Annotated in this window: 23 protein-coding genes and 1 pseudogene; 18 read left to right on the top strand and 6 right to left on the bottom strand. The window is 74.4% G+C overall.

The genetic code is table 11. The features are described 5' to 3' along the window. Positions 1 to 19: 19 nt before the first annotated feature. Positions 20 to 907 (bottom strand): peptidylprolyl isomerase, encoded by an 888-nt coding sequence (locus GA0074696_RS21510; RefSeq protein ID WP_088962769.1) that lies wholly within the window; start codon positions 905 to 907, stop codon positions 20 to 22. A 258-nt stretch (positions 908 to 1,165) separates the two neighbouring features. On the opposite strand from GA0074696_RS21510, the gene GA0074696_RS21505 reads away from it, so the two are divergent. The 3 genes from GA0074696_RS21505 to GA0074696_RS21495 all read left to right on the top strand — a co-directional run bounded on the left by GA0074696_RS21505 (position 1,166) and on the right by GA0074696_RS21495 (position 4,277). Then, entirely contained in the window at positions 1,166 to 1,885 is a 720-nt protein-coding gene (locus GA0074696_RS21505) for an MBL fold metallo-hydrolase (protein WP_088962768.1), read from the top strand. Between the two features lie 52 nt (positions 1,886 to 1,937). After that, complete coding sequence (gene hisS, locus GA0074696_RS21500; RefSeq protein ID WP_088962767.1) at positions 1,938 to 3,266, top strand: histidine--tRNA ligase; 1,329 nt, start codon at positions 1,938 to 1,940, stop codon at positions 3,264 to 3,266. Between the two features lie 69 nt (positions 3,267 to 3,335). Beyond that, positions 3,336 to 4,277, top strand: a complete 942-nt coding sequence (locus GA0074696_RS21495; RefSeq protein WP_088962766.1) for an acyl-ACP desaturase — start codon at positions 3,336 to 3,338, stop codon at positions 4,275 to 4,277. 211 nt (positions 4,278 to 4,488) lie between these two features. Here the strand turns inward: GA0074696_RS21495 and GA0074696_RS21490 are convergent, their stop codons facing one another. Then, positions 4,489 to 5,004 (bottom strand): PaaI family thioesterase, encoded by a 516-nt coding sequence (locus GA0074696_RS21490; protein WP_088962765.1) that lies wholly within the window; start codon positions 5,002 to 5,004, stop codon positions 4,489 to 4,491. Between the two features lie 56 nt (positions 5,005 to 5,060). Here GA0074696_RS21490 and GA0074696_RS21485 point away from each other — a divergent pair, with 56 nt between their 5' ends. After that, on the top strand, positions 5,061 to 5,537 hold the full coding sequence (locus GA0074696_RS21485; protein ID WP_088962764.1) for a winged helix-turn-helix transcriptional regulator: 477 nt from the start codon (positions 5,061 to 5,063) through the stop codon (positions 5,535 to 5,537). Between the two features lie 100 nt (positions 5,538 to 5,637). Here the strand turns inward: GA0074696_RS21485 and GA0074696_RS21480 are convergent, their stop codons facing one another. Further along, on the bottom strand, positions 5,638 to 6,468 hold the full coding sequence (locus GA0074696_RS21480) for an SGNH/GDSL hydrolase family protein (RefSeq protein WP_088962763.1): 831 nt from the start codon (positions 6,466 to 6,468) through the stop codon (positions 5,638 to 5,640). A 248-nt stretch (positions 6,469 to 6,716) separates the two neighbouring features. Here GA0074696_RS21480 and GA0074696_RS21475 point away from each other — a divergent pair, with 248 nt between their 5' ends. Then, positions 6,717 to 7,775, top strand: a complete 1,059-nt coding sequence (locus GA0074696_RS21475) for a S1 family peptidase (RefSeq protein WP_088962762.1) — start codon at positions 6,717 to 6,719, stop codon at positions 7,773 to 7,775. Positions 7,776 to 7,976: 201 nt separating this feature from the next. Here GA0074696_RS21475 and GA0074696_RS21465 read toward each other — a convergent pair whose 3' ends face one another. Then, positions 7,977 to 8,603: a DUF998 domain-containing protein gene (locus GA0074696_RS21465; protein WP_088962760.1), complete on the bottom strand. Its 627-nt coding sequence runs from the start codon at positions 8,601 to 8,603 to the stop codon at positions 7,977 to 7,979. Positions 8,604 to 8,741: 138 nt separating this feature from the next. Here GA0074696_RS21465 and aspS point away from each other — a divergent pair, with 138 nt between their 5' ends. The 4 genes and pseudogenes from aspS to GA0074696_RS21445 all read left to right on the top strand — a co-directional run bounded on the left by aspS (position 8,742) and on the right by GA0074696_RS21445 (position 13,568). After that, on the top strand, positions 8,742 to 10,547 hold the full coding sequence (gene aspS / locus GA0074696_RS21460) for an aspartate--tRNA ligase (protein ID WP_088962759.1): 1,806 nt from the start codon (positions 8,742 to 8,744) through the stop codon (positions 10,545 to 10,547). A gap of 108 nt (positions 10,548 to 10,655) precedes the next feature. Continuing rightward, positions 10,656 to 11,468: a sugar nucleotide-binding protein gene (locus GA0074696_RS21455; RefSeq protein ID WP_088962758.1), complete on the top strand. Its 813-nt coding sequence runs from the start codon at positions 10,656 to 10,658 to the stop codon at positions 11,466 to 11,468. An 84-nt stretch (positions 11,469 to 11,552) separates the two neighbouring features. Continuing rightward, entirely contained in the window at positions 11,553 to 12,146 is a 594-nt protein-coding gene (locus GA0074696_RS21450) for a winged helix-turn-helix domain-containing protein (protein WP_088962757.1), read from the top strand. Beyond that, positions 12,143 to 13,568 (top strand): annotated as a pseudogene (locus GA0074696_RS21445) (MFS transporter). The gene GA0074696_RS21450 and the pseudogene GA0074696_RS21445 overlap by 4 nt, the downstream one beginning before the upstream one ends. Before the next feature lie 244 nt (positions 13,569 to 13,812). On the opposite strand, the gene GA0074696_RS31985 reads toward GA0074696_RS21445, so the two are convergent. Then, on the bottom strand, positions 13,813 to 14,076 hold the full coding sequence (locus GA0074696_RS31985) for a GNAT family N-acetyltransferase (protein ID WP_231925469.1): 264 nt from the start codon (positions 14,074 to 14,076) through the stop codon (positions 13,813 to 13,815). Positions 14,077 to 14,141: 65 nt separating this feature from the next. Continuing rightward, the gene (locus GA0074696_RS31980) at positions 14,142 to 14,552 is read right to left on the bottom strand and encodes a hypothetical protein (protein ID WP_231925106.1); all 411 of its coding nucleotides are present in this window, start codon (positions 14,550 to 14,552) and stop codon (positions 14,142 to 14,144) included. A 115-nt stretch (positions 14,553 to 14,667) separates the two neighbouring features. On the opposite strand from GA0074696_RS31980, the gene GA0074696_RS21435 reads away from it, so the two are divergent. The 9 genes from GA0074696_RS21435 to GA0074696_RS21390 all read left to right on the top strand — a co-directional run bounded on the left by GA0074696_RS21435 (position 14,668) and on the right by GA0074696_RS21390 (position 26,070). Further along, complete coding sequence (locus GA0074696_RS21435) at positions 14,668 to 14,880, top strand: hypothetical protein (RefSeq protein WP_088962756.1); 213 nt, start codon at positions 14,668 to 14,670, stop codon at positions 14,878 to 14,880. 75 nt (positions 14,881 to 14,955) lie between these two features. Further along, positions 14,956 to 16,458: a replication-associated recombination protein A gene (locus GA0074696_RS21430; RefSeq protein WP_088962755.1), complete on the top strand. Its 1,503-nt coding sequence runs from the start codon at positions 14,956 to 14,958 to the stop codon at positions 16,456 to 16,458. A gap of 2,453 nt (positions 16,459 to 18,911) precedes the next feature. Continuing rightward, on the top strand, positions 18,912 to 19,535 hold the full coding sequence (locus GA0074696_RS21420) for a hypothetical protein (protein ID WP_088964704.1): 624 nt from the start codon (positions 18,912 to 18,914) through the stop codon (positions 19,533 to 19,535). Between the two features lie 148 nt (positions 19,536 to 19,683). Beyond that, positions 19,684 to 20,145, top strand: coding sequence for a DUF948 domain-containing protein (locus GA0074696_RS21415; RefSeq protein WP_088962754.1), 462 nt, complete (start codon positions 19,684 to 19,686; stop codon positions 20,143 to 20,145). Positions 20,146 to 20,177: 32 nt separating this feature from the next. Next, entirely contained in the window at positions 20,178 to 20,483 is a 306-nt protein-coding gene (locus tag GA0074696_RS21410) for a hypothetical protein (protein ID WP_088962753.1), read from the top strand. Continuing rightward, positions 20,480 to 23,158 carry an alanine--tRNA ligase gene (alaS, locus tag GA0074696_RS21405; RefSeq protein ID WP_088962752.1) on the top strand — a complete coding sequence of 893 codons (2,679 nt, stop codon included), beginning with the start codon at positions 20,480 to 20,482 and terminating at the stop codon, positions 23,156 to 23,158. The genes GA0074696_RS21410 and alaS overlap by 4 nt, the downstream gene beginning before the upstream one ends. A gap of 75 nt (positions 23,159 to 23,233) precedes the next feature. Then, positions 23,234 to 23,695: a Holliday junction resolvase RuvX gene (gene ruvX, locus GA0074696_RS21400; protein ID WP_088962751.1), complete on the top strand. Its 462-nt coding sequence runs from the start codon at positions 23,234 to 23,236 to the stop codon at positions 23,693 to 23,695. Next, positions 23,692 to 24,894, top strand: coding sequence for an endolytic transglycosylase MltG (gene mltG / locus GA0074696_RS21395; RefSeq protein WP_088962750.1), 1,203 nt, complete (start codon positions 23,692 to 23,694; stop codon positions 24,892 to 24,894). Before ruvX ends, mltG begins: the two co-directional genes overlap by 4 nt. Before the next feature lie 348 nt (positions 24,895 to 25,242). Continuing rightward, positions 25,243 to 26,070: a shikimate dehydrogenase gene (locus GA0074696_RS21390; protein ID WP_088962749.1), complete on the top strand. Its 828-nt coding sequence runs from the start codon at positions 25,243 to 25,245 to the stop codon at positions 26,068 to 26,070. Positions 26,071 to 26,161 lie beyond the last annotated feature (91 nt).

The raw sequence follows: 26,161 nt of genomic DNA, 5'->3' as shown, positions 1-26,161 counted from the left end.
ACGGGTGGTATGGTCCGGCTCAGCCGGCGCTGGGGCTGGCCGACGGGGCGCCGGAAGCCGGGCTCGTCGGGGCCGGGGCCGCGGCCGTGCTCGGCTCGCCGACGGTGAGCTTCTGGAGCAGCACGTCGGTCTTCGGCTTGACCTTGGCCCCGGTCCCATTGTCCACGGTCGGCAGGGCACCGATCTTCTCGATCACGTCGAGCCCGCCGGTGACCCGGCCGATGACGGGGTAGGTCGGCTTGGCCGGGTTGAAGTCCTTGAAGAAGACGAGGAACTGGCTGCCGTTGTTGCCCGGCGGGTTCCCGATCATGGCGATCGTGCCCTTCGGGTACGCCGGCGGCTCGCCGGGGGCCGGGCTGGCCGAGGGGCTCGCCTCGGGCACGGTGGGGACGTTCTCGTCGTAGAACGAGTACGTCGGGCCGCCCAGGCCGGTGCCGCTGGGGTCGCCGCAGCGCAGCGCCCCCTCGGTGGTGATCTCGTGGCACGTGGTGTTGTCGTAGAACGACCGGCTCGCCAGGTGGGCGATGCTCGCCGCGGCGCACGGCGCGCCGGCGAGGTCGAGCTCGGCCGTGATCGGCCCGCCCTGGTTGGTGTTGATCGTCATCGGCCGGGTGCCCGAGGTGGGCAGGCCGCTGGTGGCCGGGGTGCCGACGTCCTTGAGGTTGGTGTTCGCGGCGGCGTCCTGCGGCGTCCAGAGGCAGACGTCCTGGGCGGCCTGCTGCTTCGGGTCGCGGTCGAAGGCGCCGAGCGCCCAGGCGGATCCGACCACGATCAGCGCCAGGACGACCGCGACGCCCACGCCGGCCTGGAGCTGCCGGCGCCGCCGGGTCGCGGCGGCCCGCCGGGCCAGCTGCCGGTCGAGCTTCTCCCGTGCCAGCTTGCGCTGCCGGTCCCTGCTGGAAGCCACTCGTGCTCCCCTTCCTCTGCCCTGGTTGTCACCGGCGGTCGGGCCGCTCGCATCCCCGTGAAGCAGGTGCGCCACGCCACACGCCCGCCAGAGTGTACGGGTAGCCGCTGGGAAAGTGGTGTACGAGGTCGGGGCTGGGTTTATCGGAGTGCGTCACTGTGCCGGACGGGGTGTGCGGGACGGGTGGGTCACGGAAATCCGTTCCCCGCGACGGCTAGGCTGCGGAGGGAACGACGTACCGACGGAAGGGGAGCGGACGTGCTCGTGGCCGGCTTTCCCGCGGACGCCTTCGGCACCAACTGCTACGTGGTGGCGACCGCTCCGGGGGAGCAGTGCGTGGTGGTCGACCCCGGCATCGGGGTGCTCGACCGGCTCGACGCCGTGCTCGCCGAACACCGCCTGCACCCGGCCGCCGTGCTGCTCACCCACGGCCACCTCGACCACACCTTCTCGGTGGCGCCGGTCTGCGGCGCGCGTGGCATCCCCGCATACGTCCACCCGGACGACCGGGAACTGCTCGCCGACCCGGCCAAGGGGCTTTCCGCGGACCTCGCCCAACTCTTCGGCGGCCGGCTGCCGTACACCGAGCCGGACGACGTGGCCGAGCTGACCGACGGCGCGACGCTGGCCCTGGCCGGGTTGGAGATCACCGTCGACCACGCCCCCGGCCATACCGGCGGGTCGGTGCTGTTCCGGTTGCCCGGCGCCGGCTCGCCCTGGGAGGCCGAGCAGATCTGCCTCTCCGGTGACGTGCTCTTCGCCGGCTCGATCGGCCGCACCGACCTGCCGGGCGGCAGCATGCCCCGGATGCTGACCAGCCTGCGGGAGAAGGTCCTTCCGCTGGCGGACGACACGGTCGTCCTGCCCGGCCACGGCCCCGCGACCACCATCGGCCGCGAGCGCGCGACCAACCCGTACCTCGCCGAGGTGGCGGGGGACGGCGCCGCGCGCCCGGCCGCGCCCACCCGCGGCCTGTAGCCGCGCCCACGACCTCTCCGCGCCACGGCGCGCGGGACGCAAGGAGTACGCCATGAGCAAGCCCACGCCCATCTCCGGTTTCCCGGAGTGGACGCCCGGCCAGCGGATGATCGAGCAGTTCGTGCTCGACCGGATCCGGGCCACCTTCGAGCTGTACGGCTTCGCGCCGCTGGAGACCCGTTCGGTCGAGCCGCTGGACCAGCTGCTGCGCAAGGGGGAGACCTCGAAGGAGGTCTACGTGCTGCGCCGGTTGCAGGCCGACACCGATGGTCCGGCCGGCGACGACGCGCTCGGCCTGCACTTCGACCTGACCGTGCCGTTCGCCCGGTACGTGCTGGAGAACGCCGGCAAGCTGCAGTTCCCGTTCCGCCGCTACCAGATCCAGAAGGTGTGGCGGGGCGAGCGCCCGCAGGAGGGGCGCTACCGCGAGTTCCTCCAGGCCGACATCGACATCGTCGACCGGGACACCCTGGCCCCGCACTACGAGGCGGAGATGCCGCTGGTGATCGGCGACGCGCTGCGCTCGCTGCCGATCCCGCCGGTGCGCATCCAGGTCAACAACCGCAAGATCTGCGAGGGCTTCTACCGGGGTGTCGGGCTGACCGACCCGGAGGCGGCGCTGCGCGCGGTCGACAAGCTCGACAAGATCGGTCCGGCCCGGGTCGCCGAGCTGCTGGCCGAGACGGCCGGGGCGAGCGAGGCGCAGGCCAAGGCGTGCCTGGCGCTGGCCGAGATCTCCGCGCCGGACGCCTCGTTCGCCGACGCGGTGCGCGCCCTCGGGGTGAGCGACCCGCTGCTCGACGAGGGGATCGAGGAACTGGTCGCCGTGGTGGAGACCGCCGCCGCGCACTCGCCGGGGCTCTGCGTGGCCGACCTGCGCATCGCCCGCGGGCTGGACTACTACACCGGCACCGTCTACGAGACGCAGATGATCGGCTACGAGCGGTTCGGCTCGATCTGCTCCGGCGGTCGCTACGACAACCTGGCCAGCTCGGGGAACGTCAGCTTCCCGGGGGTGGGCATCTCGATCGGGGTGACCCGGTTGCTCGGGCTGCTCTTCGGCGCCGACGCGCTCTCGGTCTCCCGGACCGTGCCGACCTGCGTGCTGGTCGCGGTCACCAGCGAGGACGCGCGTCCGGCCAGCAACCGGGTCGCCGAGGCGCTGCGCTCCCGCGGGGTGCCGACCGAGGTGTCGCCGAGCGCGGCGAAGTTCGGCAAGCAGATCCGGTACGCCGAGCGGCGCGGCATCCCGTACGTCTGGTTCCCGGGCGCGGAGGGGGCGGCGGACGAGGTGAAGGACATCCGGTCCGGCGAGCAGATCGCCGCCGCGGCGGGGGAGTGGACCCCACCCCGGGAGGACCTCAAACCGCTGGTCAGGTGAGGTACTACTCGCGCGTAGGCTCGCGGGGCCCTACGGTAGCGTAAGTTACGCCACCGTAGGGAGATCCGCATGAGCACCGCCCCGCTGAGTCAGACCGCCCTGCTCCTCGAACTCGAAGCCGTGGTGGAGAAGAACCTCGACCGCCACCTGTCGATCGCCAAGGAGTGGTTCCCGCACGAGTACGTCCCGTGGAGCGAGGGACGTACGTTCGACGGGCCGCTCGGCGGCGAGCCGTGGTCGGAGTCGGACTCGACGATTCCCGACGTGGCCCGCACCGCACTGATCGTCAACCTGCTGACCGAGGACAACCTGCCCTCGTACCACCACGAGATCGCCAGCCTCTTCGGCCGGGACGGGGCGTGGGGCACCTGGGTGCACCGGTGGACCGCCGAGGAGGGTCGGCACGGCACCGCGATCCGGGACTACCTGACGGTGACCCGGGCGGTGGACCCGGTCGCCCTGGAACGGGCCCGGATGACCCACATGTCGGCCGGCTACGAGAACGTGCACGGCGACGAGGTGCTGCACTCGCTGGCGTACGTGTCGTTCCAGGAGCTGGCCACCCGCATCTCGCACCGCAACACCGGCCGGGTCACCGGCGACCCGGCCTGCGAGGCGTTGCTGGCCCGGGTGGCCGCCGACGAGAACCTGCACATGGTCTTCTACCGCAACCTGCTCGGTGCGGCCTTCGAGCTGGCCCCGAGCCAGGCGATGCGGGCGGTCGCCGACGTGGTGGCCGACTTCCAGATGCCCGGCGTCGGCATCGAGGGCTTCGCCCGCAAGTCGGTGGCGATCGCCCTGGCCGGCATCTACGACCTGCGCCAGCACCGCGACGACGTGGTGCAGCCGGTGCTGCGCCAGTGGGACGTCTTCAACGTCACCGGCCTGGACGCCGACGGCGAGGCCGCCCGCGACCAGATCGCCGGCCACCTCGACGACCTGGAGCGGGCCGCGTCCCGCTTCGAGGAGAAGCGCGCCGCCCGCGAGGCCCGCCTCGCCACCCGCGCCTGACACCCCCCCGCCCCCCGCCCCCCGACCTCACCCGCCTTGCCGTGGCCGCTCTTTCAGAGAAAGCGTGGCCATGGCGGGCGGAATGGCCACGCTTTCTCTGAAAGTGCGGCTCGGCGTGGGCGGCTCGGTGTGGGCGGCTCGGCGTGGGCGGCTCGGTGTGGGCCGCTCCGGTGGGCGGGGCTGGGTGGGCGGGGGCGTCGGGGTGGGTGGGTCAGGCGGGGGTGTCCAGGGGGAAGAGCAGGCAGCTCGAGGTGGCGTGGGCGATGAGGCGGCCCTGGGCGTCGGTCAGGCGCGCCTCGGCCAGGGCGGTGCGCCGGCCGCGTTGCAGGACGGTGCCCTCGCACCGCAGCATGCCGCTGGCGACGGTCACCGGGCGCAGGAACTTCACGTTCAGGTCCAGCGAGGTGTAGCCGACGCCGGCGGGCAGCGTGGTGTGCACGGCGCACGCGGCGGCGGTGTCCAGCAGGGTGGAGATCACCCCGCCGTGCACGGTGCCGAGCGGGTTGTAGTGGAACTCCTGCGGGACCAGCTCGACCGCGACCCGGCCCTCGTCGGCCTCCATCCGGGCCATGTCGATCAGGTGCATGATCGGCGGCGCGGCGAGCTCGCCGGCGATCATCGCGCGGAGCAGCTCCAGGCCGCTGCGGCGGCCCACGTGCGCGGCGCCGGCCACCGGGTCCGACCAGGAGAAGGTACGGCTGCGCGCCGGGTCCTGCGTCTGAGTCATGGACTCAGCCTGGCAGCACGTTGCTGAGTCTGTCAATCAGACCTAGCCTGGTGGGCATGAGACCCGCGGCACTGGACTGGTCGGTGGAGAACTGCACCATCGCCCGGGCGATGGCGATCCTCGGTGAACGGTGGACCCTGGTGGTGCTCCGCGAGGTCTTCAACGGCGTCCGCCGCTTCGACGACATGCGGGTCCGTACCGGCATCCCCCGACAGGTGCTGACCACCCGGCTGGCCACCCTGGTCGAGCAGGGCGTGCTGCGCCGCGAGCCGTACCGGGAGCCGGGCAGCCGGCTGCGCCACGAGTACCGGCTGACCGAGAAGGGCCTCGACCTGTGGCCGGTGCTGGTGGCGGTGCTCGGCTGGGGGGACCGTTACCTGGCCGACCCCGAGGGCGCCCCGCTCAGCGTCGGGCACCGCGACTGCGGGGCGGAGCTCCGGGTCGAACTGCGCTGCGCCGAGGGGCACGAGGTGGCCGACCCGCGCGACGTGCTGCCCCGGCCGGGTCCGGGCGCCCGCCGCCGCGTCGACTGACCCGCCGCCGGGTGGCGTTCCGTCGAGTCCGCGTCGGATCCGCGGCGGGCGCGCCCCGGCGCGCGGACGGCCGCGCCGCCCGCGCGTCGGGACACCGGTGCTACCAGCCGAAGCCGTTGGCGTACGAGACGCTGGCCAGCACCGCCTGGCCGCTGGTGTTGGGGTGGAAGTAGTCCCAGGTGGAGACCTGGCTCAGCGCGAACGGGTAGTTGAACACCGCGTTGTCGTCGAAGTCGCAGTTCGAGCCGTACGCGGCGCAGGCCTGGGCGAGCTGGGTGTTGAAGTCGACCACCCGCTGCCGGACCCGGGCCCGGCGGTCGACGTCGGCCTGTGCGGTGGAGGTCGGGTTGGCCAGCATCGACTGGCAGATGCCGAAGGTCGACCAGGCGGTACGGGCGCTGCCACTGCCCTTGCCGACGTACCAGAGCCGGTAGATGTCCGGCACGCTGACCAGGAGGACCCTGGCGTTGGGCAGGCCGGCCCTGAGCCGGGCGAGCGCGCTGTCGATGTTCGCCCGGTAGGTGGCCACCGGGGTCATCGTCGACTCCGAGCTGGTGCAGGCGTCGTTGGCGCCGATCAGCATCGTGACGTACCCGACGCCCTGGCCGACCGCGGTGCCGGCCTGGCCGTACATGTCGGCGGACTTGGCGCCGCTGCGGGCGTCGTTGAGGTTGCGGCCCTGGATGGTCGGGTTGACCGCGCGGATGCGCAGGTAGTGGCTGTTCACCGTGGAGTAGTCGCCGGTGCTGAACGACCGTGAGGTGCAGTCCACGTACCAGCCGCAGGCGTTGAAGCCGCGGGTGATGGAGTCGCCGAGGCTGGCCATCGAGTTCGGCGGCGGGCCGGGGTCGGCGACGGCGGGGGTCGCGGCGAGCAGGACGAGGGCGGTGGCGCCGGCGAGAGCCGCCAGCGCGCGTCGGACGAGGGTCATGGTGGCCTCCGGATCACACGGGTGCCGGCGTGCTGCGGTGGCCAGATCGTATAGACCACTTTCTGTGTCCACAATGTTGCTTCAGGGTTACATGGGGCGGCGGGGTGAATTCGGGCAAAGTCATGTCTTGCTTAGGATCTTAAATATGTGAATACTTCAGTCACTCGGCCGGTTTCCCCAGGTCGGCCGGGTTGTCCCCGGGCGCGTTGACGTGACGCGACCCGTCACCCCCTTCCGGAGGTTGTTACATGCGACCCACGAGGTCATCGCTCCGCCGCATCGCCGCCGTCGCCATGGCCGGCACCCTGGCCACCGGCGCGCTGCTCGGCGCCCCCGCCCAGGCCGCCCCCGCCTCGCCCGCCTCCCCCGACGCCGCGGCCAGCCTGGCCGACCGCCTCGGCGACCGTGCCGCCGGCGCGTACGCCGACGCCAGCGGCGCCATGGTTGTCGCCGTCACCGACGCCGCCGCCGCCCGCCAGGTCCGCGCGGCCGGCGCCACCCCGAAGCTCGTCACCCGGGGCGCCGCCACGCTGAAGGCCGCCACCGCCGAGCTGGAGCGGTCCGCGAAGATCCCCGGCACCGCCTGGTGGACCGACCCCGCCACCAACCAGGTGGTGGTCTCCGTCGACAGCACCGTCACCGGCGCCAAGCTGGATCAGGTCAAGGCCGCCGCCGCCCGCACCGGTGGCGCGGTCCGGATCGAGGCCGAGGCCGGCGTGCTCAGCACCCGCATCAACGGTGGCCAGGCGATCTACGCCGGCGGCGGCGGTCGCTGCTCGCTCGGCTTCAACGTGCGCAACAGCGCCGGCACGTACTACTTCCTGACCGCCGGTCACTGCACCAACATCTCGTCGAGCTGGTACACCAACTCCAGCCAGACCACCTACATCGGTCCGCGTGCGGGCACCAGCTTCCCGGGCAACGACTACGGCATCGTCCGGTACAGCAACACCAGCCTGTCGCACCCCGGCAGCGTCTACCTCTACAACGGAACCTCGCAGGACATCACCGGCGCGGGTGACGCGTACGTCGGCCAGTCGGTGCGCCGCAGCGGCAGCACCACCGGGGTGCGCGGCGGCTCTGTGCAGGCGCTCAACGCCACGGTGAACTACGCCGAGGGGTCGGTCTATGGTCTGATCCGGACCAGCGTCTGCGCCGAGCCCGGCGACAGCGGCGGCTCCCTCTTCGCCGGCAGCACCGCCCTGGGCCTCACCTCCGGCGGCAGCGGCAACTGCACCACCGGCGGCACCACCTACTTCCAGCCGGTCAAGGAGGCGCTGAGCGTCTACGGCGTCAGCGTCTACTGATCCACCGCTCGCCGTGCGGGCCGCCGGGCGACCGGCGGCCCGCTCCGCGCGTACCGGCCACCGGCTGCGTCGACCGGCGGACTGACCGCCCCCGACCGGGGTACGTTCCGCCCGGTGAACGCCGCCGCGACACCCGCCGAGGCGCCCGCGTCCGCCTGGGTGCCGCTGCCGACCAGGCCGTGGAGGAGCGGGCCCGGGGGCTCACCGAGGGGCCGGTGCGGGTGCACCACCTGCTGCTCGCCGACTCCGACTGAGGGCCAGCACCACCAGCAGCGGGCAGAGCGCCTCCGCGCCGGCGGCCACCCGCTCGGCCAGCCCGATCCGGGCGCCGCCGCTGCTCAACTCCACCACGAACCAGCCGACCAGAGCCAGCAGCAGCGCCCCGGCGGCCGTACCCCGACGGGCCGACAGGCCGGCGGCGCCGGCGGGTACCCGGCGCCGGTGAGCGGACAGGGCCGGCCAGAGCGCGAGCGCGCCGAACGCGACCGCGGCGCTGAGGCCGTGCGCGGTGGAGGATCCCCGCTGCACCGGCAGCGGGAAGGCCGACACGGCGAGGGTGGCGACCCCGCCGAGCGCGAGCAGCAGCCGGCCGGCGGGACGGAGCGGGCGCAGCCCCGCCGCGGTCAGGCAGTGACACAGCCCCAGGCCGAGCAGGCCGACGGTCATGATCCAGCGGTCCGCGGCGTCGAGGGCCGCCAGCGCGCTGATCGTGCCGCCGACCTGGTCGAAGCCGCCCGGTTGGCGGCTCGCCGCGAGGGTCCAGCCGCCGATCAGGAAGACCGGGGCGGCGGCGGACGAGAGCAGGGCCCAACGGGGTACGGCGCGCACCCGCCACACCGTACGCGGGCGGACCGCGACCGGGGCGTGCCGCCGGCGGTGGCAACCGCGCCCGGTGGCATCGGGTGACCGGGCCGCCTGACAGAATGCGGAGGGCAGAGGTGTACCGCAGATGAGGAGACGCAAGTCGTGATCCGTACCCATGACGCCGGCAGCCTGCGCGCGACGGACGCCGGCACCACGGTGACGCTCGCCGGGTGGGTGGCCCGCCGGCGCGACCACGGCGGTGTCATCTTCGTCGACCTGCGCGACGGCTCCGGCGTCGTCCAGGTGGTCTTCCGCGAGGAGGACGCGCACGCGCTGCGCAACGAGTTCTGCGTCCGGGTCACCGGCGAGGTGACCCGCCGGCCCGAGGGCAACGAGAACCCGGAGCTGCCCACCGGCGAGATCGAGGTGACCGCCACCGAGCTGGAGGTGCTCTCCGAGGCGGCCCCGCTGCCGCTGCCGGTCGACGACCAGGTCGAGGCCGGCGACGACATCCGGCTCAAGTACCGCTACCTGGACCTGCGGCGCAGCGGCCCGGCCAACGCGATGCGGCTGCGCTCGCGCGCCAACCAGCTCGCCCGGGGGGTGCTGCACGAGCGGGACTTCCTGGAGATCGAGACCCCCACGCTGACCCGGTCCACCCCCGAGGGCGCCCGCGACTTCCTGGTGCCGGTCCGGCTCCAGCCCGGCAGCTGGTACGCGCTGCCGCAGTCGCCGCAGCTGTTCAAGCAGCTGCTGATGGTCGGCGGCATGGAGCGGTACTACCAGATCGCCCGCTGCTACCGCGACGAGGACTTCCGCGCCGACCGGCAGCCGGAGTTCACCCAGCTCGACATCGAGATGTCCTTCGTCACCGAGGACGACGTGATCGACCTCGGCGAGGCGATCGTGTCGGCGCTCTGGAAGGACCTGGCCGGGCACGAGATCTCCCGGCCGATCCCGCGGATCACCTGGCACGACGCGATGGCCCGGTACGGCTCCGACAAGCCGGACCTGCGCTACGGCGTCGAGCTGACCGAGCTGACCGACTACCTGCGCGGCACCGAGTTCCGGGTCTTCGCCGGCGCGATCGACGCCGGCGGGTACGTCGGCGCGGTGGTCATGCCGGGCGGTGCCGCGCAGAGCCGCAAGGAGCTGGACGGCTGGCAGGACTGGGCCAAGGCGCGCGGCGCGCGGGGCCTGGCGTACGTGGTGCTCGACGCCGAGACCGGCGAGGCGCGCGGCCCGGTGGCGAAGAACCTCTCCGCCGAGCACCTGGGCGGGCTCGCCGACGCCGTCGGCGCCAAGCCGGGCGACGCGGTCTTCTTCGCCGCCAGCACCAACACCCGCGAGGCGCAGGAGCTGCTCGGCGCGGCCCGGATCGAGATCGCCAAGCGGGCCGGCCTGATCGACGAGAGCGCCTGGGCGTTCTGCTGGGTGGTCGACGCGCCGATGTTCGAGCGCACCGACGAGGGCGGCTGGACGGCCGTGCACCACCCGTTCACCTCCCCGAACGCCGAGTGGGTGGATCGCTTCGAGGAGGCGCCGGACCGGGCGCTGGCCTACGCGTACGACATCGTCTGCAACGGCAACGAGATCGGTGGCGGCTCGATCCGTATCCACCGGGGCGACGTGCAGAAGCGGGTCTTCGACCTGCTCGGCATCACCCCGGAGGAGGGGCAGGACAAGTTCGGCTTCCTGCTGGAGGCCTTCAAGTACGGCGCCCCGCCGCACGGCGGCATCGCGTTCGGCTGGGACCGGGTCTGCATGCTGCTCGCCGGCGCGGACTCCATCCGCGAGGTCATCGCCTTCCCGAAGACCCGGGGCGGCTTCGACCCGCTGACCGGCGCGCCGACGCCGATCACCGCCCAGCAGCGCACCGAGGCCGGCATCGACGCCAAGCCCAAGGCGCCGACGGGCGTGCACGCCGGCACCGCCGGCCCGGCCGCCCCGGTGGCCGACCCGGTCTGACCCGACCCCCGTCACCGAGAGGTCTGCGCCATGATGGCGTGGACCTCTCGGTCGTTTCGTCGCCTGGGGCGGGCGACGGTCGGCGGGGCCGGGGAGACGGGGGACGCGATGACGCTGCTCGTGGTGGGAGCCGGTGGCTTCCTGGGCGGGGAGATCTGCCGGCGCGCGGTCGCGGCGGGCCGGCCGGTGGTGGGCACCTGGCACGCCAACCCGGTCGAGCTGCCCGGCCTGGCGACCCGGCAGCTCGACGTGACCGACCGGGAGGCGGTGCGCCGGCTGGTCGCGGCGGTCCGGCCGACCGCCGTGGTGGGCACCCCGTACCGCTACGACGACTGGGCGGTCACCGCCGACGGCGCGGCGCACGTCGCGTACGCGGCGGCCGAGGCGGGGGTGCGGCTGGTGCACCTGTCCAGCGACGCGCTGCACGCCGGGCGCCCGACGCCCTATCTGGACGACGAACCGCCCACCCCGATCTACCCGTACGGGGCGGCGAAGGCGGCGGCGGAGACCGCCGTGCGGGCGATCGACCCGAGCGCCGTGCTGGTGCGGACCTCGCTGATCGTGGGGGAGGGGAGCAAGCAGATCCAGCTCTGCCGGGACGCGATCGCCGGCCGGGCCACCCTCTTCACCGACGAGCTGCGCTGCCCGGTCGACGTCACCGACCTGGCCGACGCCGTCCTCGAACTGGTCGACGGCGACTACGCCGGCCCGCTCAACGTCGCCGGTCCGGAGGCGGTCAGCCGGACCGGGCTCGGGCTGCTGGTGGCCGACCGGTTCGGGCTGGACCCGGCCGGCATGAAGACCACCACGGGTACGGCCGCCGGGGTGGTCCGCCCCACCGACGTACGGCTGGACTCCTCGCGCGCCGCCGCGCTGCTGCGGACCCGGCTGCGCGGCGTCACCGAACTCCTCGCGGCCTGACCCCGACCCGCTCCCGCCACGCTGACGCACACTTTCTCTGCACAGCTATTGTGCAGAGAAAGTGTGCACAGATATTGTGCAGTCATGGGGAACGACGAGAACGCCGCCGCACCACGTGAGGTCCGGCTCAACCACCGGCAGGTCCGGGTGCTGGCGCACCCGCTGCGGATGCGACTGCTCGGCGCGCTGCGCACGACCGGGCCGGCCACCGCCACGACGCTGGCCGAGCTGCTCGACACCAACACCGGCGCGACCAGCTACCACCTGCGCCAGCTCGCCGAGGTCGGGCTGGTCGCCGAGGACCCCGACCGGGGCAGCGGGCGGCAGCGCTGGTGGCAGGCCGCGCACGACGTCACCAGCTGGGAGCCAACCGACTTCGACGACGACCCGGACGCCCGGGCGGCGATCCAGTGGATCCACGGCGACCAGGTACGCCTGCTGGTCGAGCGGGCCGAGCAGTGGCTGGCCGTCGAGCGCGAGTGGTCGCCGGCCTGGCGGGACGCCTTCGGCATGGGCGACATCTTCATGGTCATCCCGCCGGACCGGATGGAGGCGCTGAAGGCCGAGGTGTGGCAGGTCATGCAGCGGTACCACGACGAGGCGGACCCGGCCGCGCCCGGCGCCGAGCCGGTGCACCTCTTCCTCGCCGGCTACCCGATGCTGGAGGGCCGGCGATGAGCGCGCTGTCCGTACGCCAGGTCCGGTTCCGCTACCTCACCCTCTACGGCCTGCGCTGGCTGCCCACCGGTCTGACGATCCCGGTGATGATCCTGCTGATGCAGGAACGCGGCCTGTCGCTGTCCGAGATCGGCCTGGTCTCCATCGCGCAGGGGCTGGTGGTGCTCGCGCTGGAGCTGCCCACCGGCGGCCTGGCCGACGCCCTCGGCCGTAAGCCCGTGCTGGTCGCCGCCTGGACGCTGAGCCTGGTCTCGCTCGGGCTCTTCGCGGTAGCCGACTCCTTCGCGCTGTTCTTCCTGGTCTGGGCGTTGCAGGGCGTTTACCGGGCGCTCGACAGCGGCCCCCTGGAGTCCTGGTACGTCGACGCCACCCTCGCCGCCGACCCCAAGGCCGAGTACGAGGCCGGCCTCGGCTTCGCCGGCACCGTCTCCGGCGTGACCATCGCGGCCGGGGCGCTGCTCAGCGGTGGCCTGATCGCCCTCGGCCCGGTCGGGCCGGTCAGCGCCCTCACCGTGCCGGTCCTGGTCGCCATCGCCCTGCAGGCGGTGGCCCTGGCGGCCCTGCTGCTCCTGCTGGTCGAGACCGGCCCGGCCAAGGGCGCCGGCGCGCTGCGCGCCTCCGTCGTCGAGGCGCCCCGGATGGTGGGCCAGGCCTTCGGCCTGCTGCGCCGCTCCCGGGTGCTGCTCGCCCTGGTCGCCGTCGAGCTGTTCTGGGGCTTCGGCATGGTGACGTTCGAGTCGCTGCTGCCGGTCCGCCTCGCCGAGGTGGTCGGCAATCCCGAGCGGGCGGCGGCGCTGCTCGGGCCGGCCAGCTCGGCGGCGTGGCTCACCGCGGCGGCGGGCGCGGCGCTGACCCCGCTGCTGCTGCGCTGGCTGGGCGCCGCGCCCGCCGCCGCGCTGCTGCGGATCGTCCAGGGCGTGACGGTGGTCGGCATGGGGCTGTTCGCCGGCCCGGTCGGCGTGCTGGTCGCCTACCTGGCCTGCTACACCGTGCACGGCGCCTCGAACCCGCTGCACACCGGTCTGCTGCACCGGCAGGTCGACGGGCCGTACCGGACCCAGCGTGATCTCGCTGAACTCGATGGTCGGGCAGCCCGGCTTCGCGATCGGCGCGGTGCTGCTCACCGCCCTCGCCGACACCCACAGCGTCACCACGGCCATGCTGGTGGGCGGCGTGGTGCTGGCCGTGGCCGCCCCGCTCTACCTGCCGGCCTGGCGCGCCGGGCGCGCGGCCGGCGCGGCGACGGACCCCGACCCGGCCGGGCCGGACGTCGTCGGGCCGACGGCCGCATCGAGCGCGGCCGGGTCCACCGCCGAGCCCGGTGTGGTCGGGCCGACCGGCGACTTCGGCCCGGTGGCCGACGGTCAGGCGGCGGTCCCGGCGGCCGGACCCGGGGGCGGGGAGGCGGCGCCCGTCCGCTGACCGATCGTCGCGCCATCTGCGGTCGCGGCGGACCTCCATCCGAGCCTGATACCTCAGAGGCATCTTGATACCTCTGAGGTATCAGGCCGACCGGGCCGACCGCCTCCGGCGCCGACCGGGCCGACCGCCTCCGGCGCCGACCGGGCCGACCGCCTCCGGCGCCGACCGGGCCGACCGCCTCCGGCGCCGACCGGGCCGGCCGTCTCCACTGCCGACCGGAGCGGCGGGCCGCCGGCGTCCCGGTTCAGGCCAGGTGCACCGAACTGCGGGCGAGGGTGCCGGTGAAGCCGAGCCGCCGGTAGAGCCGGATCGCCCCCACGTTGTCGGTGTAGACGCCGAGCGCCACGTGGTCGTAGCGGGCGGCCAGCGCCCGGGCCATCCCGGCGGTCAGGGCCGCGCCGAGGCCCCGGCCCCGCCGGTCCGGCGCCACGGTCAGCCCGGCCAGGAAGCCGACGTCGCCCCGGCTGCGGTCCGCGCCGCAGGCGACGAGCCGGTCGCCGTCACGGATGCCGTACCAGTCGACGATGCGCGGGTCGCCGGGGCGCGAGGTGGTGCTGGGGAAGGACGACTCGATCAGCGCGCCCAGCGCCGGATGGTCGGCCTCGCCAGGCGTACCACCCGGTCCTCATCCGGTTGGCGTGGTGGGGCGGTGGTGGTCCAGAGAAAGTCCCACTCGTCGTGCCGGGCCACGGTCAGCCGGCCGCCGAGGGCTTCCGGGCTGGTCCGGGGCAGGTGCAGCCACTGCCCGGCGCCGACCGCGCCGGCGGCGGCGAGGTCGGTGAAGACGTCCATCGCCGGCCCCGGCGCCCCGATCGCGCCGCCCGCCGGGCCCGGCCCGGACGACAGCAACCAGGCCACCGCGCCGTCGCGCCGCCAGCCGCGGGGCTCCGCGCCCCGCCACAGCGCGTGCCGCGCGTACGGATGGTGGTCGGTGGCGGCGAGGAGGGCCGCGCGGCCCGTCAACTCCTGGTCGGCCATGATCACCCGCCCAGCCTAGAACGCGGCCCGGGCGCAGCCCATTCCACGGTGGAGATTGACGAGCCGACCGATTGGGTACATCCCGCGCTGACCTACTGGGAACCCCCACCGGAGGACAACGATGCTCGCCATTCTCGCCGCGATCGTATTCGGCTTCGCGTTGCTGATCGATCTGCTGGACACCAACTTCGGCGCCCCCGACCTCTTCAACGTGCACACCCTGCTGATGCTGGGCCTGCTGCTGCTCTCCCTCTACCTCGCCGGGGTCGGCCGAGGCCCGGGCGGTGGCGGCGGCGGTCGCTGGTACCGCGGTCGGCGGCCGGGTCGCGGCTGACCGCAACGGATCAGGACGGGCTCGGCCCGCGGCGCGATTCCGGCGCAGCGGGCCGAGCCCGGTACTGTCTTCGTGATGGACTCCGACGCCCTCTTCTCCCTCGGTGAACCCGCCGCGGCGCCCAGCGCCCCCGCGGGTCCGAGCGGTGTCGACGGCTTCACGGCGGTCGGGGAGGATTCGCCCCTGCCCGTCCGGATGCGCCCCGCCAGCATCGACGAGCTGGTCGGGCAGGACCACCTGCTCGCGCCCGGTGCGCCGCTGCGCCAGCTGGTCGGCGGCGGGGCCCCGATGTCGGTCATCCTGTGGGGGCCGCCGGGCAGCGGCAAGACCACCATCGCGCACCTGGTGGCCCGGGCCACCGACCGCCGGTTCGTCGCCATGTCGGCGCTCTCCGCCGGGGTCAAGGACGTCCGGGCGGTCATCGACACCGCCCGCCGGCAGCGCCGCGCCGGCGGACCGCAGACCGTGCTCTTCATCGACGAGGTGCACCGGTTCAGCAAGACCCAGCAGGACTCCCTGCTCGCGGCGGTGGAGGACCGGACGGTCACCCTGCTCGCGGCGACCACGGAGAACCCGTACTTCTCGGTAATCTCCCCGCTGCTGTCGCGCTGCGTGCTGCTCACCCTCCAGCCGCTGGACGACGCGGCCGTGCGCGGCCTGCTGCGCCGCGCGGTCGCCGACCAGCGCGGCCTGGGCGGCGCGCTCACCCTCGACACCGAGGCCGAGGACCACCTGGTACGCCTCGCCGGCGGCGACGTCCGCAAGGCGCTGACCGCGCTGGAAGCCGCGGCGGCCTCGGCGGTGGCCACCGGTACCGGCCGGATCGACCTGGCCACCACCGAGCAGGCGGTCGACGTGGCGGCGGTCCGCTACGACCGGGACGGCGACGCCCACTACGACGTGACCAGCGCCTTCATCAAGAGCATGCGCGGCTCGGACGTGGACGCGGCGCTGCACTGGCTGGCCCGGATGCTGGTCGCCGGCGAGGACGCCCGGTTCATCGCCCGCCGATTGGTGATCTTCGCGAGCGAGGACGTCGGGATGGCCGATCCGACCGCGCTGGGCGTGGCCACCGCCGCCGCCCACGCCGTGGAGTACGTCGGCCTGCCCGAGGCCCAGCTCAACCTGGCCCAGGCGGTGATCCACCTGGCCACCGCCGCGAAGTCGAACTCGGCCACCACCGCCATCGGCGCGGCCATCGCCGACGTGCGGGCCGGCCGGGGCGGCCCGGTGCCGCGCGGGCTGCGCGACGCCCACTACGCCGGCGCGCGGGGACTCGGGCACGGCACGGGATACCGCTACCCGCACGACGACCAGCGCGCAGTGGTCACTCAGCAGTACGCTCCCGACGATCTCGTCGGGACCGACTACTACCGGCCCAGCGGGCACGGTGCGGAGCGGTCGGTAGCCGCCCGGCTGCCGCTGCTGCGCCGGATCGTCCGGGGGCTGTCCGCCCCGGCGCCGCGCCCCGACGAATCGACGCCGGTGGCGGTCAACGGCCGCCACCCGTCGGGTGCGGGGCACGCCGGTGGGGCGGATGAAGACGGCGACGCCGTCGTCGGGGAGGGTCAGCAGTGACATCGCGAGGTGGGGAGCGACCGCAGGACGGTCCCGACGAGCGGCGTGACTCTCGCGCCAAGGGACGCCGCTGGGGCCGGGGCCGGGCCGAGGAGCCGTCGCCGGAGCCGGCCGGCGAGGAGTTCGGCTGGATCGACGACCTGCGTAGCGCCAAGCAGCAGCGGGGCGAACTCGGCCCGGACGGTGAGCCGGCCCGCCCGACGCCGCCCGCACCCGCCGGCGGCCGTGGCCCGGCCACGCCGCCCGCCGGTCCCCGGCCGGCACCGGGCGCACCCAGCCCGGACGGCCCGCCGCCCGCCCGCGGGCCGCGGCCCGACGCGCCGCCACCCGGCCGTGCCGCCGCCCCGCGCGCCGGCGGGCCGCCACCCGGCCGTGCCGCCGCTCCGCGCCCCGACGGGCCGCCGCCTGGCCGTGCCGCCGCGCCGCGCGCCGACGCGCAGCAACCCGGCCGTGCCGCCGCCCCGCGCGCCGACGCGCCGGCCGCACCCGCCGCCCCGCGTCCCGGGTCCGCCGGGCCGCGCCCGGACGGCGGGCCGGCCCGCGTTGGCCCGGTCGTCGGTCCGGGCCCGGACGGCCCCCGCCCGGCGCGCGCCGACGGGCCGCCCGCGGCGCGCGCGGGCGTTCCGCAGGCCACCCCGCCGGTACGTGGCGGCTGGCCCGCCGCCCCCGAACAGCGTCCTCGCCCCGGCGAGGGTGCCTGGCCCGGCCCGGCGGCCACGGCGCGCCCCGGTCAGCGGGGGCCCGAACGACCCCAGCCGGACGCCACCGGCGCCCCCGTCTCCGGTGCCGGTGGCGGCACGGCAGCCCGCGCCCAGGCGCCCCGGGCCGCCGGCGCCGGACAGTCGCCGTCCGGCTGGCCCGCCCCCGACCCCGAGGCGTCGGCACCCGACCCCCGAGCCGCCGGCCCCGCCTCCGGACGCCGCACCGTGCCCCGCGAGGGCGCCCGCCGCTCGGCCGACACCACCGACCCGGCTCGTCGCGGAGCGGCCTTCCCGCCGGACCCGGCCTACCCGAACCCGGTCAGCGGCGGCCCACGCCCCGACCAGACGCCGGTGAGCGGCGGGCCCCGTCCCCCGACGCCGGTCAGCGGCGCACCCCGCCCGGATCCGGCGGCCCCCGAGCCGCGTGTCGGCCGGGGTCGCCGCGCCGCGGCGGAGCCGACCGGCGGCGAGGGCCCGGGTGCCGCCGCGCGCCGAGGCGGCCGGGGCGCGGCCCCGGAGCGGCCCACCGGTCGCCGCCGCGCCGCCGAGCCGGACCCGTCCGTGCCGACGACCGGCAACGCCGCACCCGTCCCGCCGACCGCCCCCGTCTCGGGCGCCGGCGCCACCCCGTCCGGCTCCGTGCCCACCGGACGGGACTCCGAAGGCCGACGCCGGCCGCGCGCCGACGAACCCGGCACCGGACGTCGGGCCACCCCGCCCGGCGGTACGCCCCGCGGTGACCGGCCGGAACGGCCGGCGGACTGGCTGCGCCAGGCGGGCCGGACCTCGCACACCGATCCGGCGCTGCCGACCCTCGACGGCTCGACCTCGTCCGGTCGTAGCGCGGTGCCTCCGGGAACGCCGGCTCCCGGCCGTCGTGGTGGTCCCGCCCCGGCGGGCCGGGCCCGCCCCGGTGCCGAGCCCCCCGCCCCACCCCGCGAGGGCGTACCCGGTCAGCCGGGTCCGGCGCGGGGAGCGGCCCGGCCCGGCGCGGTCCCGCCCGTGTCCGGCCCGGTCTCCGCCCGGCCGGACGGAGTGCACCCCGACCCCGACGCCCCCACCTCCGCCCGGCGCCCGCGTGGCGACGGTCCGCACCCGTCGGCGGGTCCGCGGGCCGACGCTCCGCACTCCACCGGGGGTGCCCGGGCTGAGGGGGCCGCACCCGTCCGGGGTCCCCGTGGCGATGGCCCGCACCCGAGCCGGGGGGCCCGTCCCGCCGGCCCGGAGGCCGCTGCCCGGGGGGTCGCCCCCACCCAGGGCGGGCGCCCCGGCGCGTCCCCGGCCGGCACCGGCGCGGTGTCCGGCCCCCGTCCCGCCGTCCCCGAGCAGCAGCCCGGAACGCGCCCCGGCGGGTCGGCCCGCGCGGCGGTGCGCCCGGACGGCGCCGGTCCGGGCGTCGCCCGACCGTCGGGCGACGACCCGCGTCGGGGCGGTCCGCAGTCCGAGGCCGGGCCGCGTGCCGGGGCCCCGGGCCAGCCGGCGGTGGCCCGCGCGGCCGCCCCCGGCCTGCGCCCCGACGAGCACCCCGACCGGTCCACCGGGCCGCAGCGGCAGCCCGCTCGGCCGGAGCCCGGCGGCACCGGGTCCGCCCCGCCGCGCCCGGGCGAGCCGGTGGGTGTCGTCCGCGCGGCGGCGGTGGTGCCGCCGGCCGGTCCGCGACCGGCCACCGAGGCGGGCGGCGGTGTGGGCCGACCCGACGAGGAGGAGCGCGCCGGCGGGCTGCAGGGCGCCCGCTCCGAGCTGCGCCGGCAGATGCGCGAGCGGCGCCGGCTCCGCCTGGGCATCCTGGTGCTGGTCAGCGTGGTGCTGCTCGGCGCGATCCCGCTCTACTTCGGCATCCGGACGCTCAGCCGCGATCCGGTCTTCAACACCCTCGACGAGCTGGACGTGCCCGGCTGGGCGGCGGCGCAGACGGTTGACAACGTCAGCGGCAGCCGCTGGTGCCTGCAGGACTGCCGGCTGCGGGAACGCACCGTGGAGTCGGAGCGCGCGCCGGAGGAGACCGCCGGGGTGTACGAGGCCGCGCTGCGCAAGGACGGCTGGGAGCCCTGGCAGGTCAGCCGCTGCCCGGAGCAGAAGGAGAAGGGCCGGTACACCTGCTGGCGCCGGGACGAGCTCACCCTCGACCTGTGGGTACGCGAACCGACCTGCGCGGCGCCGCCGGCCGCCGGGGAGTCGACGGTCCCGCCGTCCACCGAGGCGTCGCCCGCTGCGGGGACGTGTGCCGGCTCGTTGGTGTCGGTGAAGGTCCGCAACGCGATCGACGACGAACGGACCCGGCCGCAGCCGAGCACGGACCCGTCGCTGACCGGTGAGGATCCCTTCCCGACGTTCACCGAGGATCCGCTCGAGGAACTGACACGCTCACCGTCCTGAGCCGGTTTTCATCACGGACGGTAGGGTCTGGGGCTGGCGTGCCCGCCCGCTCCCGCCGGCCCCTCCTGGGGCGCGGAGCGACGGCGGGCCCGGAGACGGTCGCGCGTTCCGGACGTTCGTTCCGGAACTCTGCTTGAGGAGGACATGCGTGGATGGTGGACAGATCGCTGCGCTGATCGCGGCCGGCGCGTTCCTGATGCTGGTGCTCGTGCTGGCGGTGCCGATCCTGCGCCTGCGGCACACCGTGGACGCCACGACCCGGATGATCAACGACATCAACGAGCAGACCACCCCGCTGCTGGGGGACGTGAACACCACGGTGAAGAACGCCAACACCGCCCTGGAGCAGGTGCAGACCTCGCTGGACGGGGTGAACCTCCAGCTCGCCAAGGTCGACACCATGACCAGCCACGCCCAGAACGTCACCGCCAACGTGGCGAACCTGGCGACCGTCGTCTCCGCCGCCGCGGCCAACCCGCTGGTCAAGGTGGCCGCCTTCGGGTACGGCGTGCGCCGGGCCGCCTCGGCCCGCCGGCACGCCGAGACCGAGCGTGAGGTGCGCGACACCATCAAGCAGCAGCGCCGTGCCGCGCGGCGCGGCAACCGCTGAGCCGGTCGGCGACGAGCCGGAGGGATGAGAGCATGAGGCGACTGTTCTGGCTGGGCGTCGGCCTGGCCGTGGGCGTGGTGGTGGTCCGCAAGGCGACCCGCACCGCGCAGGCGTACACCCCGGCCGGAATCGCGAGCGGACTGTCCGAATCCGCTGGCAGCCTGGTCGAGTCGCTGCGTAGCTTCGTGGAGGACGTACGGGTCGGGATGGCCGAGCGCGAGCAGGAGATCCACGAGGCGTTCGCCCGGGGCGAGGCGTTCGACGACCAGTTCGCCGAGCTGCGGGAGGACCCGCGCATCGGCGACCGAGAAATCTTTCCGGAGGAACACCAGCGATGAAGACGGCGGAGATCAAGCGGCGGTACCTCGCCCATTTCGAGGCGAACGGCCACACCGTGGTGCCGTCCGCTCCGCTGCCCGCCATCAGCGACCCGAACCTGCTGTTCGTCAACGCCGGCATGGTGCAGTTCGTCCCCTACTTCCTCGGGCAGCAGACCCCGCCGTACCGGCGGGCGGTCAGCGTGCAGAAGTGCATCCGCACCCCGGACATCGACGAGGTCGGCAAGACCAGCCGGCACGGCACGTTCTTCCAGATGAACGGCAACTTCTCCTTCGGTGACTACTTCAAGGACGGGGCGATCCCGTTCGCCTGGGAGCTGGTCACCAAGCCGGTCGCCGAGGGCGGCTACGGGCTGGACCCGGAGCGGATCTGGCCGACGGTCTACCTCGACGACGACGAGGCGTTCCAGATCTGGCGGTCGGTGGGCGTGCCGGCCGAGCGGATCGTCCGGCGGGGCAAGGCCGACAACTTCTGGTCGATGGGCATTCCCGGCCCGTGCGGCCCCTGCTCGGAGCTGTTCTACGACCGCGGTCCGGAGTACGGCCGCGAGGGCGGCCCGGCGGTCGACGAGGACCGCTACATGGAGTTCTGGAACCTCGTCTTCATGCAGTACGAGCGGGGCCCGGGCACCGGCAAGGAGAGCTTCCCGATCCTGGGCGACCTGCCGGCGAAGAACATCGACACCGGCATGGGCCTGGAGCGGATGGCCTCCATCCTCCAGGGCGTCGACAACCTCTACGAGATCGACGAGGTGCGGCCGATCCTCGACCGGGCGGCCGAGTTGACCGGCAAGCGGTACGGCGCCCGGTCCGGGCACGTGGCCAGCGAGTCGCACCCCGACGACGTACGCCTGCGGGTGGTCGCCGACCACGTGCGGACCGCGCTGATGCTGATCGGCGACGGGGTGACCCCGACCAACGAGGGTCGTGGGTACGTGCTGCGGCGGATCATGCGCCGGGCGATCCGGGCGGTACGCCTGCTGGGCTACCAGGACCGGGCGCTGCCCGAGCTGCTGCCGGTGGCCCGGGACTGCATGTCCCCGTCGTACCCGGAGCTGGCGGAGGAGTTCGACCGGATCTCCCAGTACGCGTACGCCGAGGAGGACGCTTTCCTGGCCACGCTGCGCGCCGGCACCACGATCCTGGACACCGCCATCGCCGAGACGAAGTCGGCCGGCAAGCCGGCCCTCTCCGGCGACAAGGCGTTCCAGCTGCACGACACCTACGGCTTCCCGATCGACCTGACCCTGGAGATCGCCGCCGAGCAGGGCCTGCAGGTGGACGCCGACGGCTTCCGCCGGCTGATGGCCGACCAGCGCAACCGGGCCAAGGCCGACGCGCAGGCCCGCAAGACCGGGCACGCCGACGTGTCGGCGTACCGGTCGGTGCTGGACGCGGGCGGGGCGGTCGAGTTCACCGGCTACACCGAGCTGAACCGGGAGTCCCGGGTCCGCGCGGTGCTCGCCGACGGTGCCCAGGTGGGCGCGGCGGTCGAGGGCGACACCATCGAGCTGGTGCTGGACACCACCCCGTTCTACGCGGAGGGCGGTGGCCAGCAGCCGGACCAGGGCCTGATCACCGTCGGTGGCGGCCAGGTCGAGGTCTTCGACGTGCAGCAGCCGGTGCCGGGGCTGATCGTGCACCGGGCCAGGGTGCTGCGCGGCGAGGTGCGCGCCGGGGAGACCGGGTACGCGGAGATCGACGTGAGCCGGCGGCGGGCGATCTCCCGCTCGCACACCGCGACGCACCTGGTGCACCAGACGATGCGCAACTTCCTCGGCGAGTCGGCGACCCAGGCGGGTTCGCTGAACGCGCCGGGCCGGCTGCGGTTCGACTTCAACACTCCGACCGGCGTGGCGCCGAGCGTGCTGCACGACGTGGAGCAGCAGGTCAACGAGGTGCTCCTGGCGGACCTGGAGGTGCACGCCTTCATCACCACGCAGGAGGAGGCGCGCCGGATCGGCGCGATGGCGCTCTTCGGCGAGAAGTACGGCGAGCGGGTCCGGGTCGTCGAGGTCGGCGACTACGCCCGGGAGCTGTGCGGCGGCACCCACGTGGCCCGCTCGGCGCAGCTCGGCCTCGTCAAGATCCTCTCCGAGGCGTCGGTGGGCTCGGGCGTGCGCCGGATCGAGGCGCTGGTCGGCATGGACGCGTTCGGCTTCCTGGCCCGCGAGCACCTGCTGGTCTCCCGGCTGGCGGAGTTGTTCCGGGTGCCCGGCGACCAGGTGGCCGACCGGGTCGAGCAGACCGTGACGCAGCTGCGCGACGCCGAGAAGGAGCTGGAGAAGCTCCGGGCCCAGCTGGTGCTGGGCGGCGCCGCGGCGCTCGCCGGGCAGGCGAAGGACGTCCGAGGCGTGGCGTACGTCGGCACCGAGGCGCCGGAGGGCGCGGCCGGCAACGACGTGCGGACCCTGGCCCAGGAGATCCGCGGCAGGATCGACCCGGCCCGGCCGGCGGTGGTGGCCGTGGCAGCCCGCGCCAGCGGAAAGGCGTCCCTGGTGGTGGCCGTGAACGCGGCGGCCCGGGGTCGTGGGCTCGCGGCCAACGACCTGGTCAAGGCGGCGTTCTCCGGCCGCGGCGGGGGCAGCCCGGACGTCGCCCAGGGTGGCGGCCTGCCGGCGGCGGAAGCGCCGAACCTGCTGCTCACGGTCGAGAAGGCGATCGCCGAGGCGTGATCATGCACCATGGAACGACCCAGGGCGGACCGACCCGGTCCGCCCTGGCCCGTTCCGCCGGGGAAGTGGTCCGCCGTGGGTGAGTTGACCCGGGGCGTCCGGCTCGGCGTGGACGTGGGGCAGGTCCGGGTCGGGGTGGCCCGGTCGGACCCGCACGGCATCCTGGCCACCCCGCTGGTCACCCTCGCCCGGGACCTGACGGCGGCGCCCGACGCGGTGCCCAGCGACATGACGCAACTGGCGCAGCTGGTCGCCGAGCACGAGGCGGTGGAGGTCGTCCTCGGCCTTCCGGTCAACCTCGCCGGTAAGCTCGGTCCGGCGGCGCACCACGTGACGGCGTACGCGGACCGTTTGGCCGATGTAATAGCGCCGGTTCCGGTGACGCTCACGGACGAGAGGATGTCGACCGTCGTCGCGTCTCGTAGGCTGGCGGAGCGAGGCGTCCGGGGAAAGCGCCAACGCGCGGTGGTGGACCAGGCCGCCGCGGTCGAGATCCTGCAGAGCTGGCTGGAAGCGCAGCGGAGGCGGACGGAATGATCGACGATCTGGACCTCGGGTTCGACGAGCCGGAGAGGGGTGAGAAGGGCCGGCACCGACGCGGCTTCGTCGAGCGACGCAAGGGCAGGTCCGGTGGCCGGGGGAAGACCATCTTCGCCCTGTTGATGGCGCTCGTCCTGTTGGGTGGCATCGGCGGTGGCGCCTTCTACGGCTTCGACCGGGTCCAGAACTACTTCGTCACCCCCGACTACGACGGCTCCGGCACCGGGCAGGCGATGGTCGAGGTGAAGCAGGGCGCGCTGATCGCCGAGATCGGCGACACCCTCGTCGCCGCCGACGTGGTGAAGAGCACCAAGGCCTTCATCGAGGCGGCCGAGGCGAACGCGCTCAGCAAGAACATCCAGCCCGGCCTGTACAAGGTGCGCAAGCAGATGAGCGCCGAGAAGGCGCTGGCCATGCTGCTCGACCGGAAGAACAAGGTCACCAACCAGGTGACCATCCCCGAGGGCCGCACCGCCAAGGACACCTACAAGCTGCTCTCCGACAAGACCAAGATCCCGGTCAAGGAGTTCGAGGCCGCCGCCAAGGACCCGGAGGCGCTCGGCGTGCCGGACTTCTGGTTCGTCCGCAGGGACGGCAAGAAGGTCACCAAGTCGATCGAGGGCTTCCTCTACCCGGACACCTACGAGATCGCGCCGAACGCGACCGCCGAGGGCATCCTCAAGGACATGGTCGACAACTTCCTCAGCGTCACCGAGGCGATGAAGTTCGCCGAGCAGGTGCAGGAGAAGCGGGGCGGGATCAGCCCGTACGAGGCGTTGATCGTCGCCTCCATGGCCCAGGCGGAGGCCGGCAACGCCGACGACCTAGGCAAGATCGCCCGGGTCGCGTACAACCGCGCCTACACGGGCAAGTTCCCGTGCAGCTGCCTGGAGTTCGACGTGTCGGTGAACTACTACTGGCAGCTCACCGGCCGGAAGACCAAGGCGTCGAAGGACATGACCACCGCGGAGATCCGCGACCCGAAGAACCCGTACAGCACGCACGCCCACCCCGGCCTGACCCCGACCCCGATCAACAATCCGGGCAAGCAGGCGTTGCAGGGGGCGATGGACCCGCCGGAGGGCGGCTGGCTCTTCTTCGTCGCGATCGACAAGCAGGGGCACTCGGCCTTCGCCTCGACCAACGCCGAGCACGAGCGCAACATCGAGAAGGCGAAGCAGAACGGGGTGCTCTGAGTCGCTACCAAGATGCCGGCCAGTGCTCCGCCCTTCAGGGTGAAGGCCCGCACGGGAGGGGCCGCCAGGCCCCGAGCGTGCCATTGACCGTGGTAGAGTCTCGGCGGGCTCCAGCGATAACCAAGCTGGAGCCCGCCGCACCAGACGTCGCCGCAGGGCATGCGGAGACGGAAAACGCCTGTGGAGCGGACGTAAGACCGGAGCACGCTCCGGCTGATCGCGGTGAAGCAGGAACTCACCTGGGCGTTGCGTGTTCCGCGCGCAGCGCGGAGGGAATCCCCGCCATTCGCGGCGGTGGAGGAAGTCAAGCTGCCCTGGTCCGATCGTGGTCCGCGAAGGGGGAGTGCGGTGACGGTGCACAGAGCCGCCGTGCTCGGCAAGCCGATCGCGCACTCGCTCTCCCCGGTGATCCACAACGCCGGCTACGCCGCCGCCGGGCTCACCGGGTGGTCGTACACCCGGGTGGAGTGCGCGGCCGCGGAGCTGCCGGCCCTGGTCGCCGGCCTCGGCCCCGAGTGGGCCGGGTTGTCGGTGACCATGCCCGGCAAGGAGGCGGCGCTCGCGGTGGCCGACGCGGTCTCGCCGGTCGCCGCCGCCGTCGGTGCCGCCAACACCCTGGTACGCCGTCCCGACGGCTCCTGGTACGCCGACAACACCGACGTCAGCGGCATGGTCGAGGTGCTGACCTCGGCCGGGGTGGCCCCGGGCGGCACGGTCACCGTGCTCGGCGCCGGCGGCACCGCCCGCGCGGCGCTGGCCGCGGCGGCCCGGCTCGGCGCGGCCTCGGTGACCGTGGTGGCCCGCCGGGCGGCGGCGGTCGACGAGCTGCGACCGGTCGCCGGCGCGGTGGGGGTGGCCCTGACCGGCGCCGGCTGGGCGGACGCCGCCGCGCACGCCGGGGCCGACGTGGTCGTCTCCACCGTGCCGAAGGGGGTCGCCGACCCGCTGGCCGGCGAGATCCGCTGGCGGCCCTCGACGGTGCTGTTCGACGCCCTCTACGATCCCTGGCCGACCCCGCTGGCCGCGTCGGCGCTGGCCGCCGGTGCCCGGGTGGTCTCCGGGCTGGACCTGCTGCTCGCCCAGGCGGTCGGCCAGTTCGAGCAGTTCACCGGCGTGCCCGCCCCCCGGGCGGCGATGGCCCGGGCGCTGGCCGCGCACCGGACCGGGCTTTCTTAGCTGCCGGTTAATTCGGCACGGCAACCGGACGTCCGACGGACGACGAGCGTCAGGCGTCGATACGCTGCTGCCGGTAATCGTCGCCCACACG

The organism is Micromonospora purpureochromogenes, from assembly GCF_900091515.1.
Classification (GTDB): domain Bacteria; phylum Actinomycetota; class Actinomycetes; order Mycobacteriales; family Micromonosporaceae; genus Micromonospora; species Micromonospora purpureochromogenes.
The sequence above is the reverse complement of the archived record's forward strand: the minus strand, read 5'-3'. Positions and strand labels throughout refer to the sequence as shown.